At 52.8% G+C, this 18,036-nt stretch carries 19 protein-coding genes and 1 tRNA gene; 13 read left to right on the top strand and 7 right to left on the bottom strand.

Going from position 1 to position 18,036, the window contains the following annotated elements; translation table 11 throughout:
- Nucleotides 1-141: 141 nt before the first annotated feature.
- Nucleotides 142-1,533: a phosphoglycerate transporter PgtP gene (pgtP, locus tag OGX93_RS08795; protein ID WP_024130464.1), complete on the top strand. Its 1,392-nt coding sequence runs from the start codon at nt 142-144 to the stop codon at nt 1,531-1,533.
- 135 nt (nt 1,534-1,668) lie between these two features.
- Here pgtP and OGX93_RS08790 read toward each other — a convergent pair.
- A tRNA-Ser gene (locus OGX93_RS08790) sits at nt 1,669-1,756 on the bottom strand.
- 369 nt (nt 1,757-2,125) lie between these two features.
- Between OGX93_RS08790 and yccA the strand changes: the two genes are divergently transcribed.
- Nucleotides 2,126-2,785 (top strand): FtsH protease modulator YccA, encoded by a 660-nt coding sequence (yccA, locus tag OGX93_RS08785; protein ID WP_012132952.1) that lies wholly within the window; start codon nt 2,126-2,128, stop codon nt 2,783-2,785.
- Nucleotides 2,786-2,875: 90 nt separating this feature from the next.
- Complete coding sequence (gene tusE / locus OGX93_RS08780; RefSeq protein ID WP_012132953.1) at nt 2,876-3,205, top strand: sulfurtransferase TusE; 330 nt, start codon at nt 2,876-2,878, stop codon at nt 3,203-3,205.
- Here the strand turns inward: tusE and yccX are convergent.
- On the bottom strand, nt 3,202-3,483 hold the full coding sequence (yccX, locus tag OGX93_RS08775; protein WP_012132954.1) for an acylphosphatase: 282 nt from the start codon (nt 3,481-3,483) through the stop codon (nt 3,202-3,204). The two genes, tusE and yccX, sit on opposite strands and share 4 nt — an antisense overlap.
- A gap of 94 nt (nt 3,484-3,577) precedes the next feature.
- On the opposite strand from yccX, the gene rlmI reads away from it, so the two are divergent.
- Entirely contained in the window at nt 3,578-4,768 is a 1,191-nt protein-coding gene (gene rlmI / locus OGX93_RS08770) for a 23S rRNA (cytosine(1962)-C(5))-methyltransferase RlmI (RefSeq protein ID WP_104868824.1), read from the top strand.
- A gap of 57 nt (nt 4,769-4,825) precedes the next feature.
- On the top strand, nt 4,826-5,143 hold the full coding sequence (gene hspQ, locus OGX93_RS08765; protein WP_012132956.1) for a heat shock protein HspQ: 318 nt from the start codon (nt 4,826-4,828) through the stop codon (nt 5,141-5,143).
- A 60-nt stretch (nt 5,144-5,203) separates the two neighbouring features.
- Here the strand turns inward: hspQ and OGX93_RS08760 are convergent, their stop codons facing one another.
- Nucleotides 5,204-5,617 carry a CoA-binding protein gene (locus OGX93_RS08760; protein WP_047457710.1) on the bottom strand — a complete coding sequence of 138 codons (414 nt, stop codon included), beginning with the start codon at nt 5,615-5,617 and terminating at the stop codon, nt 5,204-5,206.
- Between the two features lie 173 nt (nt 5,618-5,790).
- On the opposite strand from OGX93_RS08760, the gene OGX93_RS08755 reads away from it, so the two are divergent.
- On the top strand, nt 5,791-6,453 hold the full coding sequence (locus OGX93_RS08755) for a DUF2057 family protein (RefSeq protein WP_012132958.1): 663 nt from the start codon (nt 5,791-5,793) through the stop codon (nt 6,451-6,453).
- 115 nt (nt 6,454-6,568) lie between these two features.
- Nucleotides 6,569-7,027, top strand: coding sequence for a methylglyoxal synthase (gene mgsA, locus OGX93_RS08750; RefSeq protein ID WP_012132960.1), 459 nt, complete (start codon nt 6,569-6,571; stop codon nt 7,025-7,027).
- A gap of 31 nt (nt 7,028-7,058) precedes the next feature.
- On the opposite strand, the gene helD is transcribed toward mgsA, so the two are convergent.
- Complete coding sequence (gene helD, locus OGX93_RS08745; protein ID WP_286449300.1) at nt 7,059-9,113, bottom strand: DNA helicase IV; 2,055 nt, start codon at nt 9,111-9,113, stop codon at nt 7,059-7,061.
- Nucleotides 9,114-9,236: 123 nt separating this feature from the next.
- On the opposite strand from helD, the gene OGX93_RS08740 reads away from it, so the two are divergent.
- Both OGX93_RS08740 and yccS read left to right on the top strand, forming a co-directional pair.
- Entirely contained in the window at nt 9,237-9,683 is a 447-nt protein-coding gene (locus OGX93_RS08740) for a YccF domain-containing protein (RefSeq protein WP_012132963.1), read from the top strand.
- 18 nt (nt 9,684-9,701) lie between these two features.
- A complete protein-coding gene (gene yccS, locus OGX93_RS08735; protein WP_112002332.1) occupies nt 9,702-11,849 on the top strand; it encodes a YccS family putative transporter in 2,148 nt (715 codons plus the stop codon).
- Here yccS and OGX93_RS08730 read toward each other — a convergent pair.
- Nucleotides 11,818-12,441, bottom strand: coding sequence for a TfoX/Sxy family DNA transformation protein (locus OGX93_RS08730; protein ID WP_198448288.1), 624 nt, complete (start codon nt 12,439-12,441; stop codon nt 11,818-11,820). The two genes, yccS and OGX93_RS08730, sit on opposite strands and share 32 nt — an antisense overlap.
- Before the next feature lie 216 nt (nt 12,442-12,657).
- Here OGX93_RS08730 and sulA point away from each other — a divergent pair, with 216 nt between their 5' ends.
- Nucleotides 12,658-13,167 (top strand): SOS-induced cell division inhibitor SulA, encoded by a 510-nt coding sequence (sulA, locus tag OGX93_RS08725; protein ID WP_012132966.1) that lies wholly within the window; start codon nt 12,658-12,660, stop codon nt 13,165-13,167.
- 355 nt (nt 13,168-13,522) lie between these two features.
- Nucleotides 13,523-14,569 carry a porin OmpA gene (gene ompA, locus OGX93_RS08720; protein ID WP_047463714.1) on the top strand — a complete coding sequence of 349 codons (1,047 nt, stop codon included), beginning with the start codon at nt 13,523-13,525 and terminating at the stop codon, nt 14,567-14,569.
- Nucleotides 14,570-14,643: 74 nt separating this feature from the next.
- Here ompA and matP read toward each other — a convergent pair whose 3' ends face one another.
- Nucleotides 14,644-15,096, bottom strand: coding sequence for a macrodomain Ter protein MatP (gene matP / locus OGX93_RS08715; RefSeq protein WP_012132968.1), 453 nt, complete (start codon nt 15,094-15,096; stop codon nt 14,644-14,646).
- 185 nt (nt 15,097-15,281) lie between these two features.
- Between matP and OGX93_RS08710 the strand changes: the two genes are divergently transcribed.
- Together OGX93_RS08710 and fabA are read left to right on the top strand one after the other, a co-directional pair.
- The gene (locus tag OGX93_RS08710; protein WP_286449301.1) at nt 15,282-17,042 is read left to right on the top strand and encodes an AAA family ATPase; all 1,761 of its coding nucleotides are present in this window, start codon (nt 15,282-15,284) and stop codon (nt 17,040-17,042) included.
- Between the two features lie 68 nt (nt 17,043-17,110).
- Nucleotides 17,111-17,629 (top strand): bifunctional 3-hydroxydecanoyl-ACP dehydratase/trans-2-decenoyl-ACP isomerase, encoded by a 519-nt coding sequence (gene fabA / locus OGX93_RS08705; RefSeq protein ID WP_012132970.1) that lies wholly within the window; start codon nt 17,111-17,113, stop codon nt 17,627-17,629.
- Nucleotides 17,630-17,771: 142 nt separating this feature from the next.
- Here fabA and rmf read toward each other — a convergent pair whose 3' ends face one another.
- Nucleotides 17,772-17,939 (bottom strand): ribosome modulation factor, encoded by a 168-nt coding sequence (gene rmf, locus OGX93_RS08700; RefSeq protein WP_012905338.1) that lies wholly within the window; start codon nt 17,937-17,939, stop codon nt 17,772-17,774.
- Nucleotides 17,940-18,036 lie beyond the last annotated feature (97 nt).

The raw sequence follows: 18,036 nt of genomic DNA, 5'->3' as shown, positions 1-18,036 counted from the left end.
ACGTGTCAAAAATAACCTTTCAATTCATCATTTTGAGTCAATTTTGACACATTTCATCGACTTGAGTTTCATGGCCGCTTATTTCACCCTTCATGCCGAATACTCCTGATGTTCATACCAATATAAAATACAGGTGACGACATGTTATCAATATTTAAAACAGGGCCATCGGCGAATAAAGTTCCTGCTGAGAAAATTCAGGCAACTTATGGTCGATACCGTATGCAGGCGCTGCTTAGCGTATTTCTGGGCTATCTGGCGTACTATATTGTGCGCAATAACTTCACATTATCCACGCCTTACCTGAAAGAACAGTTAGACCTGAGCGCCACGCAGATCGGTTTGCTCAGCAGCTGTATGCTCATTGCGTATGGAATCAGCAAAGGCGTCATGAGCAGCCTCGCAGATAAAGCCAGCCCGAAAGTCTTTATGGCCTGCGGCCTGGTGCTGTGCGCTATCGTAAACGTCGGATTGGGGTTCAGTACCGCATTCTGGATCTTCGCTGCGCTGGTTGTCCTGAACGGCCTGTTTCAGGGGATGGGCGTCGGCCCCTCTTTTATCACTATCGCTAACTGGTTCCCGCGTCGGGAGCGTGGACGTGTGGGGGCGTTCTGGAACATTTCGCATAACGTTGGCGGCGGGATTGTCGCCCCGATCGTAGGTGCCGCGTTTGCAATCCTCGGCAGTGAACACTGGCAGAGCGCCAGCTACATTGTTCCGGCCTGCGTGGCGGTGGTTTTCGCCCTGATTGTACTGCTGCTTGGTAAAGGCTCGCCGCGTGAGGAGGGCCTGCCTGCGCTGGAAGAGATGATGCCGGAAGAGAAAGTGGTGCTGAAGACCAGACACGCCGTAAAAGCACCGGAGAACATGAGCGCATTCCAGATCTTCTGCACGTACGTGCTGCGTAACAAAAACGCCTGGTATGTCTCCCTTGTGGACGTGTTCGTCTATATGGTGCGCTTCGGCATGATCAGCTGGTTGCCTATCTACCTGCTGACGGTGAAACATTTTTCCAAGGAACAGATGAGCGTCGCCTTCCTGTTTTTTGAATGGGCGGCCATTCCTTCTACCCTGCTGGCCGGCTGGCTCTCCGACAAACTGTTCAAAGGGCGTCGGATGCCGTTAGCCATGATCTGTATGGCGCTGATCTTCGTCTGCCTGATCGGTTACTGGAAAAGTGAATCTCTGCTGATGGTGACGGTTTTCGCGGCGATTGTTGGCTGCCTGATTTACGTCCCGCAGTTTCTGGCCTCCGTCCAGACGATGGAAATTGTTCCCAGCTTTGCCGTAGGTTCAGCCGTTGGCTTACGCGGATTTATGAGCTACATCTTTGGCGCCTCGTTAGGTACCAGCCTGTTTGGCGTGATGGTGGATAAAATGGGCTGGCACGGCGGTTTCTATCTGCTGATGGGCGGGATCGTCTGCTGCATTCTGTTCTGCTATCTCTCTCATCGCGGCGCGCTGGAACTTGAGCAACAGCGTAAGAACACTCAGCAGGAAGACGCCTCTTTAACACTGGCCGACGCACAATAATCGCCCACACCAGGGAAAAGAAAACCCCGGATAGCTTTTGTTATCCGGGGTTCGGCATGATCTGAAAGAAGCGGGATACGATATTTTTTGACACAAAAACAAAGGGGCTACCTTTCGGTAACCCCTTGTTTAATCTGGCGGAAGCGCAGAGATTCGAACTCTGGAACCCTTTCGGGTCGCCGGTTTTCAAGACCGGTGCCTTCAACCGCTCGGCCACACTTCCTGAATGAGGCGCACTATAAACATCCCGATGCGCCGTGTAAAGCCCGAATGTGTTCGTTTGCCTGAAAAACAGTCAAAAAGCTGTTAATAGACTGAAATAACAACAAATTGACCATTTATTCAGCATAAAAAGAGGCCCGGCGGCAAATGTTCCGTTGCGCCTCTTTTATTATGCGCTCATCATCAACCTTTACTGCCGCCTCTTCTCCCCCGTCACGTTTTATGTCGGGTGAGTTTCGCGACAACGCCTGAAATAACATGCTTAACCTGTTAGAGATCAAATGCGTAAAGATGGGTAAAACCGCTGTGTGATTATCAGCGGTTTTATTATCCTCTTTCGCTAACTACATCTGTCATAAGAGAGTGACTCATGGATCGTATTATTACTTCTTCACGCGACCGCACATCGCTACTCAGCACCCATAAAGTGCTGCGCAATACCTATTTCCTGCTGAGCCTGACGCTGGCGTTCTCTGCGATCACCGCCACCGCCAGTACGGTACTGATGCTGCCGTCTCCGGGTCTCATTCTGACGCTGGTAGGCATGTACGGTCTGATGTTCCTGACCTATAAAACGGCGAATAAACCCACCGGTATCCTGTCGGCGTTCGCCTTTACCGGCTTCCTGGGCTACATTCTTGGCCCGATTCTCAACGCCTACCTCTCAGCGGGTATGGGCGATGTCATCGGCATGGCGCTGGGCGGTACGGCACTGGTCTTCTTCTGCTGCTCCGCTTATGTCCTGACAACGCGTAAAGATATGTCCTTCCTGGGCGGTATGCTGATGGCGGGTATCGTTGTGGTGCTGATTGGCATGGTTGCGAATATCTTCCTGCAACTGCCTGCGCTGCATCTGGCCATCAGCGCGGTGTTTATCCTGATCTCTTCCGGGGCAATCCTGTTCGAGACCAGCAACATCATCCGTGGCGGTGAGACGAACTACATTCGCGCAACGGTCAGCCTGTATGTCTCGCTGTACAATATCTTCGTCAGCCTGCTGAGCATTCTGGGCTTCGCCAGCCGCGATTAAGATATAAGAACGCATTAACCAGGCCCCGCTTATGCGGGGCTTTGTTTTTTGGTAAACTGGCGCCAGTTTGACTAACGCTGTGAAGAATTTATGTTGATCTTTGAAGGCAAAGAAATCAGTACGGATAGCGAAGGCTATTTAAAAGAGACTGCGGAATGGAGCGAGCCTCTGGCAGTCGCGATTGCTGAAAAGGAAGGTATTACCCTCTCTCCTGAACACTGGGAAGTGGTGCGTTTTGTGCGTGATTTCTACCTGGAGTTTAATACGTCTCCGGCCATCCGCATGCTGGTGAAAGCAATGGCGAATAAGTTTGGCGAAGAAAAAGGCAACAGCCGCTACCTGTATCGCCTGTTTCCGAAAGGCCCGGCAAAGCAGGCAACGAAGATTGCTGGCCTGCCTAAACCGGTAAAATGTATTTAATAGCGGATACGGAAACCTGTTAACTCCTCGCCAGGACGATGTGGCTCACTCAGAACCCTGTCTACCCTGGCGCTACGCGGCCCGCCATCCTTCAGCCACTTCATCAGTTTGTCCACCTGTTCACTTTCGCCACAGGCCACCACCTCCACGCTTCCATCATCCAGATTGCGCGCATAGCCCGTCAGCCCCAGACGCTGCGCCTCATGCTGCGTGGTATAGCGAAAACCAACGCCCTGAACCCGACCGTGTACCCAGGCGATTATGCAAACTTTCGACATTGTTGTGCTCCTTATCATCGCGGGGCGCGTTGCAAATCCTCGCAAAACTCAGGACAATGGCGCCCATTTCTTTGATTCGACAGAATAGCAAATTATGAGTGTACGTTTAGTGTTAGCCAAAGGGCGCGAAAAATCTTTACTTCGTCGCCATCCGTGGGTCTTTTCCGGTGCCGTAGCCCGAATGGAAGGTAAAGCCAGCCTCGGTGAAACCATCGATATTGTTGACCATCAGGGTAAATGGTTAGCGCGCGGCGCCTATTCTCCCGCCTCGCAAATTCGTGCACGCGTCTGGACATTCGATCAGGCGGAATCCATCGACATTGCGTTCTTCACTCGTCGTCTGCACCAGGCGCAACAGTGGCGCGACTGGCTGGCGAAAAAAGACGGGCTGGACAGCTACCGTCTGATCGCCGGTGAATCCGATGGCTTGCCGGGCATCACTATCGACCGCTTCGGTAACTTCCTGGTTCTGCAACTATTGAGCGCAGGCGCGGAATATCAACGCGCCGCGCTGATCAGCGCATTGCAAACGCAGTATCCCGAATGTGCGATCTACGACCGCAGCGACGTCGCCGTGCGTAAAAAAGAGGGGATGGAACTCACCCAAGGGTCCGTCACCGGCGAACTGCCGCCGGCCCTGCTGCCCATTGAAGAGCATGGCATGAAGCTGCTGGTGGATATTCAGGGGGGTCATAAGACAGGCTATTACCTCGATCAGCGTGACAGCCGCCTGGCGACGCGTCGCTATGTGGAAAACCAGCGCGTGCTGAACTGCTTCTCCTATACCGGCGGTTTTGCCGTGTCGGCACTGATGGGCGGTTGCCGTCAGGTGGTGAGCGTTGATACATCGCAGGAAGCGCTGGATATCGCGAAGCAAAACGTTGAGCTGAACAAACTGGATCTGAGCAAAGCCGAGTTTGTGCGTGACGATGTGTTCAAACTGCTGCGCACCTATCGCGATCGTGGAGAGAAATTCGACGTCATCGTGATGGACCCACCGAAGTTCGTCGAAAATAAAAGCCAGCTGATGGGGGCCTGTCGCGGCTATAAAGATATCAACATGCTGGCTATCCAGTTGTTGAATCCGGGCGGCGTGCTGTTGACGTTCTCCTGTTCCGGCCTGATGACCACAGATTTATTTCAGAAAATCATTGCAGATGCCGCAATAGATGCCGGTCGTGATGTACAATTTATAGAGCAGTTCCGTCAGGCTGCCGATCATCCGGTGATCGCTACCTACCCGGAAGGGCTGTATCTGAAAGGGTTTGCCTGTCGCGTCATGTAACTTGAAAAGTGGAATGTTACCCTCATATTGAGAGTATCTATTTCCCGGGAGGTGACTATGATTGCCAGCAAATTCGGTATCGGCCAGCAGGTCCGCCATTCCCTGTTAGGTTACCTCGGAGTGGTCGTGGATATCGACCCGGAATATTCGCTTGATGAACCGTCACCTGATGAGCTGGCGGTTAACGACGAACTTCGCGCCGCTCCCTGGTATCACGTGGTGATGGAAGATGATGAAGGCCAGCCTGTACATACCTATCTGGCTGAAGCCCAGTTAAGCAGTGAAACGCAAGATGAGCATCCCGAGCAACCCTCGATGGATGAACTGGCGCGCACTATTCGCAAACAGCTGCAAGCGCCGCGTCTGCGCAACTGATTCAACGTAAAATGCCCGATAGCGCGACGCTTATCGGGCTTACACGCTATGTCTGAGCCCTTATTTCGCCAGCCCTAAACGCGGAATCTCTATTGCCGGACAGCGATCCATCACGACGTTCAATCCCGCATTTCGCGCCAGCACGGCGGCCTGCTCATTAATTACGCCCAGTTGCATCCATAAGGTCCTCGCGCCAATGGCGATAGCTTCCTGCGCGACGCCCCATGCGGCTTCTGAATTACGGAAGACATCAACCATATCGACCCTTTCCGGTATGTCCGTCAGCTTCGCATAGCCTTTCTGCCCCAACAACGTGGTTCCGGCCACCTTCGGCGAGACAGGAATAACGTGGTAGCCCTGGTCGAGTAAATATTTCATCACACGGTAACTTGGGCGCTCGGGCTTATCACTTGCCCCCACCAGCGCGATGGTACGCGTGGACGTCAAAATGCCAGCGATATCGGTCTCTTTCATCATCTTTCTCCAGGCTGTTTTGCAAAGTGTACGACAAACCTGACATTGCAACCATTCATCCCATACGGACGTATGAGAGCAAAAGCTAAAAATATGTCTATATGTTAGTAAACATGATTAGCGAAAAATTTTGATACATTATTAACCGGGCGGTTTTTGGACAGGAGAACCCTATGAAAACCGGCATTATAACCATGTTATTCGTTCTGTATTTGCCGGTAACCGCCTTTGCCACGACCCTTCGTCTTTCAAATGACATTGACCTTTTAGTGTTAGACGGCAAAAAAGTCTCCAGTTCATTGCTGCGCGGCGCGGACAGCATCGAACTGGACAATGGCCCGCATCAGCTTGTGTTTCGCGTTGAGAAAACCATTCGCCTGTCCAGCCACGAGGAACGACTCTACATTTCTCCCCCGCTGGTGATCAGCTTTAACACGCAACTCATCAGCCAGGTCAATTTTCATCTTCCGCATCTGGAAACCGAACGAGAAGCCGCGCATTTTTCCACCACGCCGCGTCTGGAACTGCTGGACGGCGACGCAATGCCGATTCCGGTCAAACTGGATATTCTGGCAATCACCTCGACCGCCAAAATCATTGATTACGAAACCGAAACCGAGCGCTACAACAAAGCCGATAAACGCGCCTCCTTGCCGCAGTTCGCCACGATGATGGCCGATGACAGCACGCTGCTTTCCGGGATCTCTGAGCTGGACGCCGTTCCGCCGCAGTCTCAGGCACTCACGGAGCAGCGACTCAAATACTGGTTCAAACAAGCCGATCCGCAAACGCGTAATAACTTCCTGCAATGGGCGGAAAAACAACCGCCCTCCTGACATTTTATGTCGACGCTGGCGAGTATGACGAGTCGGCGCGCATTTTTTTCGTCTTTCTCTTGCAGCGTCAAGCGCTTCCAGTACTCTGTAGCAAGGTTAACTACGGAATTGAACTATGGAACTGACGACTCGCACCTTGCCTGCGCGCAAACACATTGCTCTGGTGGCGCACGACCACTGCAAACAGATGTTAATGAGCTGGGTGGAACGCCACCAGCCGCTGCTGGAAAAACACGAGCTTTATGCCACAGGCACAACCGGAAACTTAATTCAACGCGCCACGGGTATGAACGTTAACGCGATGCTGAGCGGCCCGATGGGCGGCGATCAGCAGGTCGGCGCCCTGATCTCTGAAGGGAAGATTGATGTGCTGATTTTCTTCTGGGACCCGCTCAATGCCGTTCCGCACGATCCAGATGTGAAGGCGCTCCTGCGTCTGGCTACGGTGTGGAACATTCCGGTCGCCACCAACGCGTCTACGGCTGACTTTATTGTCCAGTCTCCCCATTTTAACGATGCCGTGGATATCCTGATCCCGGATTATCAACGTTACCTGGCTGAACGCCTGAAATAACGCTCCCACAGGCGGCACAAGCCGCCTGCTCTTAAGGCTTCCTCGCCACCGGCACATCCAGATGCTTAAGATCGTCCACAAAGCGCGACGGATTCTCTTTGTTAAATAACAACCAGACCCGATGCCGGGCGCGCGTCAGCGCCACATACAGCAGTCGCCGCTCTTCCGCATCCGGGAAGTCCTCCACCTGCGGCAATAATGCTTCTTCCATAATCGACTCGCGCGCAGGCGCCGGGAAACCATCACTGCCTTCCTGTAACCCGACAATAATCACATAGTCAGCCTGCTGGCCTTTACTGGCATGGATGGTCATAAAATCCAGTTGCAGCTTAGGCCAGCGGGTCGCCGCTTTTTCAAGACTGGCTGGCTTCAGATGATGGTAGCGCGCCAGTACCAGAATGCGCTCATCCTCTTTCGCATATCCTGAAAGCTTATCCAGCAAGGCATCCAGCTGGTTTTCATCCAGTAACGTTACCGCTTTCTTATCGCCCGCCGTCAGACTGTTAAGCGGCTTTTTGAGCTGATGCGGATTTTGTTGGATAAAACGATTGGCGATTTCGCCAATGCGCCCGTTAAAACGGTAGGTTGTGTCGAGGTCACAGCGATCGCCCTCACCAAAAGTGTGATGAAACGCGGTCGTTAAAGAGAGCTGCGCCCCGCTGAAACGGTAAATCGCCTGCCAGTCATCGCCAACGGCAAACAGCGTGGTATGCGAATTTTGTTTGCGCAGCGCCGCCAGCAATGCCGCACGCTGCGGGGAGATATCCTGAAATTCGTCCACCAGAATATGTTTCCAGGGACTGATAAAACGCCCCTTTTCCAGGATAACGATCGCCTGGTGGATAAGCCCGGAGAAATCGACGGCGTTCTCCTCTTTCAGCGCGCCTTTCCACGCTTTCAGCAACGGCGCCATCAATTTGATGCGCTTACTGAACAGATCGCGAATCTCCTCAGGCGCACTGGCGATCATCTCAGACTGAGCGCCGCCATGCATTCGCATCAGGCTCACCCAACGGTCCAGCCGGGAGGCCAGACGGCGCTGTAGCTTTTCATCATCCCAGAAATTGCCCTCAGGCAGCGGCCATTGCATTTCCTCTTCCAGCCACTGCCGCCACCCTTTCGCCTGCGCTTTTTTCTCGCTGCACTGCTGACGCCAGGTTTTGATAAACAGTTTATGTCTCGCGGCAGCGTCGTTTTCCAGTTTGCTGATGGTCGGGACTTTCTTACTCCCCTGCTGAATGATATGCAGCGCCAGGGCGTGGAACGTACGGGCGGCGATCGCGTCCGTATGCAATCTTTCACGAATGCGTTCGTCCATCTCTTCTGCGGCCTTGCGGCCAAAGGCCAGCAGCAGAATTTGCTCAGCCGCCGCTTCTCCCCTGGCTAACAGCCAGCCTGCGCGCGCGACCAGCACAGACGTCTTACCGCTCCCGGCTCCCGCAAGCACCAGCAAAGAATGTTCACCATTGACCACGGCTCTGGCCTGCGCCGGATTCAGCGGCGAGGACTCAATGTTCTGGAAGAAGTCGGCATATTCCGTCAGCATCACCTCGGTATAGGCCTGATTATGCTGCTGGCGGCATCCCTCGATATCGTTCAACCATGCCAGACAGCTACGCCAGGCATCGCGGCAGTTCTCAAACTCCTCCAGGCGATTAACCGGCAGCGGTAATGCAGCAAAAGCGCGGCGAATGTGTTGCTGTAATCCTGACGTTTGCTCGCGCGTTAACCACCGTTTTTCTCCGGTTCGCTCGGCAATAAGATCCCGTTGTTCCTGTAAAACCCGGGCCGCCACCTCGCTCATCTCCTGGCTCCAGCGCTGCCAGTGCGCATCCAGGTAGTGATGAAAACGCTGCGTCTCTGCCCATTCAGTACCGTGCAGACGCACCACTTTGTCATCCGGGAGGACAAACTCAAGCTCCCCCCACACCAGTCCCCGTTTACAATGAATAGCCAGTAACTGATTGAATGGAATAAGATACTCGTGGCGATCGCCCGAGACTTTAATACCGGCATTGAGAATAACGGCCCGATCGTACGGGTGTTGCGCCAGACGTTTTCCAAGAGAAGTTGCTTTCAGTTCCATGACTCAGCGAATCCAGACGAAGAGTATTTCTTGTCAGTGTAACCGCCAGAGAAAACGTGCTCCAGCCCAAAAAAACGTTACAATTGCCTGCAATCACAGAAAACCAGAGTTAGCCGAGGGTTTATGCGTACTGTTCTGAATATTTTAAATTTTGTATTGGGTGGTTTTGCCACCACTCTGGCCTGGCTGCTGGCCACACTCGTCAGCATCGTGCTCATTTTCACATTACCGTTAACCCGCTCATGCTGGGAGATTACAAAACTTTCGCTGCTTCCCTACGGCAATGAGGCCGTTCATGTTGACGAGCTGAACCCGGCAGGGAAAAGCACGTTGTTGAATACCGGCGGTACGGTACTCAATGTTTTCTGGCTGATCGTCTTTGGCTGGTGGCTCTGCCTGATGCACATCGCCTCCGGCATTGCGCAATGCATTACGATCATCGGCATTCCCGTCGGCATCGCGAATTTTAAAATCGCCGCCATTGCGCTCTGGCCGGTAGGACGCCGTGTGGTTTCCGTAGAGACAGCTCGCGCGGCGCGTGAAGCCAGTGCGCGTCGCCGCTTTGAGTAATCAGGACTGATGGCCTTTATGTTAAGTCCCTTGCTCAAACGCTATACCTGGAATAGCACCTGGCTGTATTACGTTCGCATTTTTATCGCGCTGTGCGGCACAACGGCCCTGCCCTGGTGGCTGGGCGATGTCAAACTCACCATACCGTTAACGCTCGGTATGGTCGCCGCCGCCCTGACAGATCTGGATGATCGTCTCACCGGGCGTCTGCGCAATTTAATCATCACATTAATCTGTTTTTTTATCGCCTCCGCTTCCGTGGAACTGCTCTTTCCCTGGCCGTGGCTGTTCGCGATTGGATTAACGCTCTCTACCAGCGGATTCATTCTGCTCGGCGGTTTAGGGCAGCGTTACGCCACCATTGCTTTCGGGGCGCTGCTTATCGCTATTTACACGATGCTGGGCACCTCGCTTTACGACCAGTGGTATCAACAGCCCATTCTGCTCCTTGCTGGCGCCGTATGGTACAACCTGCTGACGCTGACCGGGCATCTGCTCTTCCCGATTCGTCCCCTACAGGATAATCTGGCGCGCAGCTACGAACAGCTGGCACGCTACCTGGAGTTGAAGTCGCGCTTGTTTGACCCGGATATCGAGGATGAAAGCCAGGCGCCGCTGTATGATTTAGCGCTGGCCAACGGACAACTGATGGCGACGCTGAATCAGACGAAAGTCTCTCTTCTTACCCGCTTACGCGGCGACCGGGGGCAACGGGGAACCCGTCGCACGCTGCACTACTATTTTGTCGCGCAGGATATTCACGAACGTGCAAGCTCATCGCATATTCAGTATCAGACGTTGCGCGATCATTTCCGCCACAGCGACGTGATGTTCCGTTTCCAGCGCCTGATGTCGATGCAGGGGCAAGCCTGTATGCAGCTCTCACGCTGTATATTACTGCGTACGCCTTATCAGCATGATCCACACTTTGAGCGCGCGTTTACCCATATTGATGCGGCGCTTGAACGTATGCGCGCCGCTGGAGCATCCTCTGACTTACTCAAAACACTGGGCTTTTTGTTGTCCAATCTACGGGCGATTGATGCGCAACTGGCGACGATTGAATCCGAGCAGGCGCAGGCAATGCCGCGCAGCGAATCAGAAAATCTGCTTGCCGACGACAGTCCTCACGGATTCAGCGATATCTGGCTACGTCTGAGCCGTAACTTCACCCCCGATTCAGCGCTATTTCGCCACGCGGTGCGTATGTCGCTGGTGCTCTGCGTCGGTTACGCGCTGATCCAGATTACCGGCATGACTCACGGTTACTGGATCCTGCTCACCAGCCTGTTCGTCTGCCAGCCGAACTATAACGCCACGCGGCACCGGCTGGCGCTGAGGGTCATCGGGACGCTGGTCGGCGTCGCCATTGGTATACCAATCTTGTGGTTTGTCCCCTCGCTTGAAGGCCAGTTGATACTGCTGGTCATCACCGGCGTCCTGTTTTTTGCTTTTCGAAACGTACAGTATGCCCATGCGACGATGTTCATCACCCTGCTGGTGCTACTCTGTTTTAACCTGCTGGGTGAAGGCTTCGAAGTTGCCTTGCCGCGCGTGATCGATACGCTGATCGGCTGTGCGATCGCGTGGGCCGCCGTCAGCTTTATCTGGCCCGACTGGCGCTTTCGTAACCTGCCGTGTGTCCTGCAACGGGCCACGGATGCGAACTGCCGCTACCTGGACGCGATCCTTGAGCAGTATCATCAGGGGCGGGATAACCGGCTGGCCTACCGCATTGCCCGCCGTGACGCCCACAACCGTGATGCCGAGCTGGCCTCGGTGGTGTCGAATATGTCCAGCGAACCCGACGTCACTGCCGAAACTCGTGAGGCGGCGTTCCGGTTACTCTGCCTCAATCATACCTTTACCAGCTATATCTCTGCTCTGGGCGCGCATCGCGAACAGCTCACCAACCCGGATGTCCTGGCGCTGCTGGATGATGCAGTGTGTTATGTCGATGATGCGCTTCACCATCAACCCGCCGATGAACAGCGCGTTCACCAGGAGCTGGCAAGCCTGAAAGAGCGGATTCAGCACCTGGAGCCAAAACCAGACAGTAAAGAACCCCTGGTGGTGCAACAAGTCGGCCTGCTCATTGCATTACTGCCTGAGATTGGTCGTTTACAGCGGCAAATCACGCCGTCGCCTTCTGGTGCTCCGGCGTAAGCGACTGCGCCCACTCAGCAAGCTCCTGGCGGCGTACCGCCGGGAGCGCCGCTTCATGTACGCCAACGATTGCCCCTTCTAACGCATAGAGAGTTTTCACCGTCAGCAGCTTATTGCTCTCTCTTAGCCGCAGCCAACACATTTTTGCGCCGAGTATCCGCAATGTGTTTTCATCATTAATTCCGGCCTCATGCAGAAGGTTCTCCAGATGAAACGTCACGTTTGGCAGATTCTTCAATCGACGTTGTGAAAAACGGGTACGTTTTTCTTTTATGGCTGCATCCAGCGAATACTGCGATAAAAGCACCAGCTGTTGTTGATCGCGCCATAAGCTTTCATCCACCCGGTAATAATTCAACATAACGGGACGGCCACGTTTCATAAATGTTAACCAGACGGGGGAATGCTTCACGCAGTACGCGACGCTTTGCTCACAGGCGCGCAGGTATAGCTCTCCCTCAGCCACCATCGCAAACACCGTATCCTCGATTGTCAGGCTGTAGCTACCAAACAGCGAACGATAGTGAACCGTGCCCAGAGAGGCTAAATATTCTTGTGATTTATAGATCTTGTCATAGGAACGTAATTTCATAAAATCCCTTTTAAATCATAAAGTAAAAGAATGATTTGCAGTAACAGATCCGTTAATGACGAAAATAGGCAACTTATTCTCAGTGAGCAAGATGAATTTCATTTTTACGGCGACAACAGATAAAAATTGCGAGTCTGTTTCCGAAAATAGGGTTGATCTTTATTGGCGGCAGGGTTACTGTATATCCATACAGTAACTCACAGGGCTGGATTGATTATGTACACTTCAGGCTATGCAAATCGTTCTTCGTTGTTCTCTTCCACTGCGGGCAGCATTGCGCGCGTCTCTTCAGAGAACACCACCGCCGGGCTTATTAGCGAAGTGGTCTATCGCGAGGACCAGCCCATGATGACGCAATTACTGCTTTTACCGCTGCTGCAACAATTAGGTCAGCAATCACGCTGGCAGCTCTGGCTGACGCCGCAACAAAAGCTGAGCCGGGAATGGGTTCAATCTGCGGGGCTGCCTTTAACAAAAGTGATGCAGATTAGCCAACTTTCTCCATGCCATACGCTGGAGTCGATGATTCGCGCATTGCGGACGGGCAACTACAGCGTCGTTATCGGTTGGCTGGCGGATGAGCTTAGCGAAGAAGAACACACCCGGCTTGCGCAAGCGGCAGATGAGGGAAATGCGATGGGATTTATCATGCGTCCTGTGAGCGCACACGCTCATGCCACGAGACACCATTCCGGGCTAAAAATTCACTCAAATTTATATCATTGAGTGAAATTAGGATTTATCCTGGAATTTTTTTTCTGCGCTTTCATCTGCTCTGAAGCTTAATACTTTTTGTGTGTGAATGCTTGTCAGAAGCGGTTTCCGCGATTTTCGCTGAGCGATTTCTCAGCAGGAAATGTTAAATATTATGTATACAAGCCTTTTTTTTTCATATGCCTGACGGAGTTCACACTTGTAAGTTTTCAACTACGTTGTAGACTTTACATCGCCAGGGGTGCTCGGCATAAGCCGCAGATATCGGTAGAGTAACTATTGAGCTGATCCCCCGGTGAAGGATTTAACCGTGTTATCTCGTTGGAGATATTCATGGCGTATTTTGGATGATAACGAGGCGCAAAAAATGAAAAAGACAGCTATCGCGATTGCAGTGGCACTGGCTGGTTTCGCTACCGTAGCGCAGGCCGCTCCGAAAGATAACACCTGGTACACTGGTGCCAAACTGGGCTGGTCTCAGTTCCATGATGTTGGCAACAACCAGATCGACAACAACGGCCCGACCCATGAAAGCCAACTGGGTGCCGGTGCGTTCGGTGGTTATCAGGTAAACCCGTACGTTGGTTTTGAAATGGGTTACGACTGGTTAGGTCGTATGCCATACAAAGGCAACACTCAAAACGGTGCATTCAAAGCTCAGGGCGTTCAGCTGACTGCTAAACTGGGTTATCCGATCACTGACGATCTGGATGTCTACACCCGTCTGGGTGGTATGGTTTGGCGCGCAGACGCTCAGAACAACACTGGCTTCAAAGATCACGATACCGGTGTTTCCCCAGTATTCGCTGGTGGCGTAGAGTACGCTGTAACGCGTGACATCGCTACCCGTCTGGAATACCAGTGGACTAACAACATCGGCGACGCAAACACCGTTGGCGGTCGTCCAGATAACGGCCTGTTGAGCGTTGGTGTTTCCTACCGTTTCGGCCAGCAGGAAGAAGCAGCTCCGGTTGCTCCAGCTCCGGCACCGGCTCCAGAAGTACAGACCAAGCACTTCACTCTGAAGTCTGACGTTCTGTTCAACTTCAACAAAGCAACGCTGAAACCAGAAGGCCAGCAGGCTCTGGATCAGATGTACAGCCAGCTGAGCAACCTGGATCCGAAAGACGGTTCCGTCGTGGTTCTGGGCTTCACTGACCGTATCGGTTCCGACGCTTACAACCAGGGTCTGTCCGAAAAACGTGCTCAGTCTGTTGTTGATTACCTGATCTCCAAAGGTATCCCGGCTGACAAAATCTCCGCACGTGGTATGGGCGAATCCAACCCGGTTACTGGCAACACCTGTGACAACGTGAAAGCTCGCGCTGCACTGATCGACTGCCTGGCCCCGGATCGTCGCGTTGAGATCGAAGTTAAAGGCGTTAAAGACGTTGTAACTCAGCCGCAGGCTTAAGTTCCCGTCTAATAAAAAACCCCGCGCTGCGGGGTTTTTTTCGTTTGGAACCAGAAGAAAGAAGAAACGAACCGCTACTCTTTCCCTAGTAATGCCTGCAAATCCTGCTTCAGGGTCGACATCTTGCTGGCGTATTTCTCTTTATGTTCCGCATCTTCAATCAACTGCACAATCGTTTCTGAAAGCGTTTTGCCACGTCGCTGCGCGAGTCCCGCCAGACGCTGCCAGACAATAAACTCCAGATCGATAGACTTCTTGCGCGTATGTTGATGCTCGGCATTAAAGTGTCGTTTACGCCGTGCTCGTATGGTCTGCTTCATACGGTTTAACAGCGCAGGATTCATATGCTCTTCAATCCAGGCATTTACCCGAACCGGTTCATTTTCGAGGGTTAGCAACAAATCAACGGCTTCTTTGGCAGCACTGGCTTCCACGTACCGGGTAATCAACTCCCCTTCGCGGTGCTTCTTCACCAGATACTTCCATTTCCAGCCGCTTTCAAGGTTTTCAAGTTGTTGATATTTCATTGCGCTCTCAACGTTACCGTGTAACTCCTATCAGAATATCAGTTTTTTGGGCATCTGAAGAAAAGAATATCCAGCCTGTGAACTCTCACGCGTCATCCTGCACGTTTACATTCGCTTTCCGCGTGTGCAGCGTTGCCTGTTACGGTATAATCGCGTTTTTTACAACAGACTAAAAAACCTCAACTTTGACCATTACGAAACTTGCATGGCGTGATCTGGTTCCTGATACCGACAGTTATCAGGAAATATTTGCACAGCCACACTTTACTGACGAAAGCGCCACCCTACTCAGCGATATTCAACCGCGACTGCAATTTGCGCTGGAACAACTTCTCCAGCCCTGGGCGTCGTCCTCTTTTATGCTGGCGAAAGCGCCGGAAGAGCCCGAGTATCTCACTCTCCTTTCTGATGCGGCCAGAACGTTGCAAGCCGATGCCGGTCAGCTGACCGGGGGCCATTACGAAATTTCGGGCCACACTATCCGTTATCGCGCAGCAGAAAAAGCAGAAGACAATTTTGCCACGTCGGCGCAGGTTGTCGGCGCTGACTGGGTTGAAGCCGAACAGCTGTTTGGCTGTCTGCGCCAGTTTAACGGCGAAATTACGCTGCAACCGGGTCTGGTGCATCAGGCTAACGGCGGCGTTCTGGTGATTTCCTTACGCACCCTTCTGGCGCAGCCGTTGCTGTGGATGCGTCTGAAGGCGATTGTCAGCCATAACCGCTTCGACTGGGTCGCGTTTGACGAGTCGCGTCCGTTGCCGGTCTCTGTACCGTCTATGCCGCTCAAGCTGAAAGTCGTGTTGGTCGGCGAACGTGAATCGTTAGCCGACTTCCAGGAAATGGAGCCGGAACTGGCTGAACAGGCAATTTACAGCGAATTTGAAGATAATCTGCAAATAGTGGATGCCGAAACCATGACCCAGTGGTGTCAGTGGGTTCAGCACACGCTTAAACGCAATAATCTGCCCTCGCCAACGCCTGATGCCTGGCAAGTGCTGGTACGCGAAGCCGTTCGCTACACGGGAGAACAGGACACGCTTCCACTGTGTCCGCTATGGATTTCCCGCCAGTTCAGAGAAGCCGCGCCGTTGTGCCAGGACGGGACATGCAGCGCCGAACAGCTCGCCCTGATGCTTGCCCAACGCGAATGGCGTGAAGGCTATCTTGCGGAGCGCATGCAGGACGAAATCCTGCAAGAGCAGATCCTGATTGAAACGGAAGGCGAGCGCATTGGTCAGATTAACGCTCTTTCCGTCATTGAATTTCCCGGCCATCCGCGCGCGTTTGGCGAGCCTTCACGCATCAGCTGCGTCGTTCATATTGGCGACGGTGAATTCACGGACATCGAGCGAAAAGCCGAGCTTGGCGGTAACATTCATGCCAAGGGGATGATGATCATGCAGGCTTTCCTGATGTCGGAACTACAGCTTGAACAGCAAATCCCGTTCTCCGCCTCGCTAACCTTTGAACAGTCCTATAGTGAAGTGGATGGCGACAGCGCCTCAATGGCAGAACTGTGCGCATTGATCAGCGCTCTGTCCAACGTGCCGGTTAATCAAAATATCGCGATTACCGGTTCCGTCGATCAGTTTGGACGCGCCCAGCCTGTTGGCGGCCTGAATGAAAAAATTGAAGGCTTTTTCACAATTTGTCAGCAGCGTGAACTGACGGGTAAACAAGGCGTTATTATTCCGGCGGCTAACGTGAGACACCTCAGCCTCCAGCCTGCGCTGTTGCAGGCCGTGGAAGAAGAGAAATTCAGCATCTGGGCGGTAGACGACGTAACAGACGCACTGCCGCTTCTGCTTAATCTGGTGTGGGATGGCGAAGGTCAGACAACATTGATGCAGACCATCCAGGAACGTATTGCCCAGGCTACACAACAGGAAGGACGTCATCGTTTTCCCTGGCCGCTACGTTGGCTAAACTGGTTTATACCGAACTGATCGGACTTGTTCAGCGTACACGTGTTAGCTATCCTGCGTGCTTCAATAAAATAAGGCTTACAGAGAACATGGTAGATAAACGCGAATCCTATACAAAAGAAGACCTTCTTGCCTCTGGTCGCGGTGAACTGTTTGGCGCTAAAGGCCCACAACTGCCGGCACCAAACATGCTGATGATGGACCGTGTCATCAAAATGACAGAGACTGGCGGTAACTTCGACAAAGGTTATGTTGAAGCTGAGCTGGATATCAATCCAGATCTCTGGTTCTTCGGATGCCACTTTATCGGCGATCCGGTTATGCCGGGCTGCCTGGGTCTGGACGCAATGTGGCAGTTGGTTGGATTCTATCTCGGCTGGCTGGGCGGCGAAGGTAAAGGCCGTGCGCTGGGCGTAGGTGAAGTGAAATTTACCGGTCAGGTTCTGCCAAGCGCGAAGAAAGTGACCTACCGTATTCACTTCAAACGTATCGTTAACCGTCGTCTGATCATGGGTCTGGCGGATGGCGAAGTTCTGGTTGATGGCCGTCTGATCTACACCGCCAACGACCTAAAAGTAGGTCTGTTCCAGGACACGTCAGCGTTCTGATCGCGGATATTTCCAGGTCTGATAAGCGTTGCCACAAGCACGGCGTCATTGCCGGATGGCAGCATAACCACGTTATCTGACCTGCCTGTAAAAAGGCGAAACCTCCGCACTGCGGAGGTTTCTTTTTTCTAAAGAGACAGAATCAGGCCATTACTACCCTGTCCGCCATGGCTTCTCGCCAACCTCCCAGCCAGTGCGACCTCTGATTCAGCGTCTGATAGGGACACATTTCTTTTGAGCGTCCGGCAATGCCGGCCTGATATCCACGTTGATGTGCCCGTTCCAGGCGATCTCGTTTTTGTCTCTTCATGCCTCGTTTCCCTCATCTTCATGTCTGGTGGAAAAGAAAACAGTGATTACGAAATGTGCAATCACAGTAAACGAATACCGCGAAAAAGTTGTCCCGT

Source organism: Citrobacter sp. CK195 (assembly GCF_030333365.1).
Lineage (GTDB): Bacteria > Pseudomonadota > Gammaproteobacteria > Enterobacterales > Enterobacteriaceae > Citrobacter_B > Citrobacter_B koseri.
This window is presented reverse-complemented; position numbering and strand designations above follow the sequence as displayed.

Coding starts and splice junctions, on each gene's coding strand:
- pgtP (WP_024130464.1), top strand. CDS start 142: ATGTTATCAATATTTAAAACAGGGCCATCGGCGAATAAAGTTCCTGCT.
- yccA (WP_012132952.1), top strand. CDS start 2,126: ATGGATCGTATTATTACTTCTTCACGCGACCGCACATCGCTACTCAGC.
- tusE (WP_012132953.1), top strand. CDS start 2,876: ATGTTGATCTTTGAAGGCAAAGAAATCAGTACGGATAGCGAAGGCTAT.
- yccX (WP_012132954.1), bottom strand. CDS start 3,483: ATGTCGAAAGTTTGCATAATCGCCTGGGTACACGGTCGGGTTCAGGGC.
- rlmI (WP_104868824.1), top strand. CDS start 3,578: ATGAGTGTACGTTTAGTGTTAGCCAAAGGGCGCGAAAAATCTTTACTT.
- hspQ (WP_012132956.1), top strand. CDS start 4,826: ATGATTGCCAGCAAATTCGGTATCGGCCAGCAGGTCCGCCATTCCCTG.
- OGX93_RS08760 (WP_047457710.1), bottom strand. CDS start 5,617: ATGAAAGAGACCGATATCGCTGGCATTTTGACGTCCACGCGTACCATC.
- OGX93_RS08755 (WP_012132958.1), top strand. CDS start 5,791: ATGAAAACCGGCATTATAACCATGTTATTCGTTCTGTATTTGCCGGTA.
- mgsA (WP_012132960.1), top strand. CDS start 6,569: ATGGAACTGACGACTCGCACCTTGCCTGCGCGCAAACACATTGCTCTG.
- helD (WP_286449300.1), bottom strand. CDS start 9,113: ATGGAACTGAAAGCAACTTCTCTTGGAAAACGTCTGGCGCAACACCCG.
- OGX93_RS08740 (WP_012132963.1), top strand. CDS start 9,237: ATGCGTACTGTTCTGAATATTTTAAATTTTGTATTGGGTGGTTTTGCC.
- yccS (WP_112002332.1), top strand. CDS start 9,702: ATGTTAAGTCCCTTGCTCAAACGCTATACCTGGAATAGCACCTGGCTG.
- OGX93_RS08730 (WP_198448288.1), bottom strand. CDS start 12,441: ATGAAATTACGTTCCTATGACAAGATCTATAAATCACAAGAATATTTA.
- sulA (WP_012132966.1), top strand. CDS start 12,658: ATGTACACTTCAGGCTATGCAAATCGTTCTTCGTTGTTCTCTTCCACT.
- ompA (WP_047463714.1), top strand. CDS start 13,523: ATGAAAAAGACAGCTATCGCGATTGCAGTGGCACTGGCTGGTTTCGCT.
- matP (WP_012132968.1), bottom strand. CDS start 15,096: ATGAAATATCAACAACTTGAAAACCTTGAAAGCGGCTGGAAATGGAAG.
- fabA (WP_012132970.1), top strand. CDS start 17,111: ATGGTAGATAAACGCGAATCCTATACAAAAGAAGACCTTCTTGCCTCT.
- rmf (WP_012905338.1), bottom strand. CDS start 17,939: ATGAAGAGACAAAAACGAGATCGCCTGGAACGGGCACATCAACGTGGA.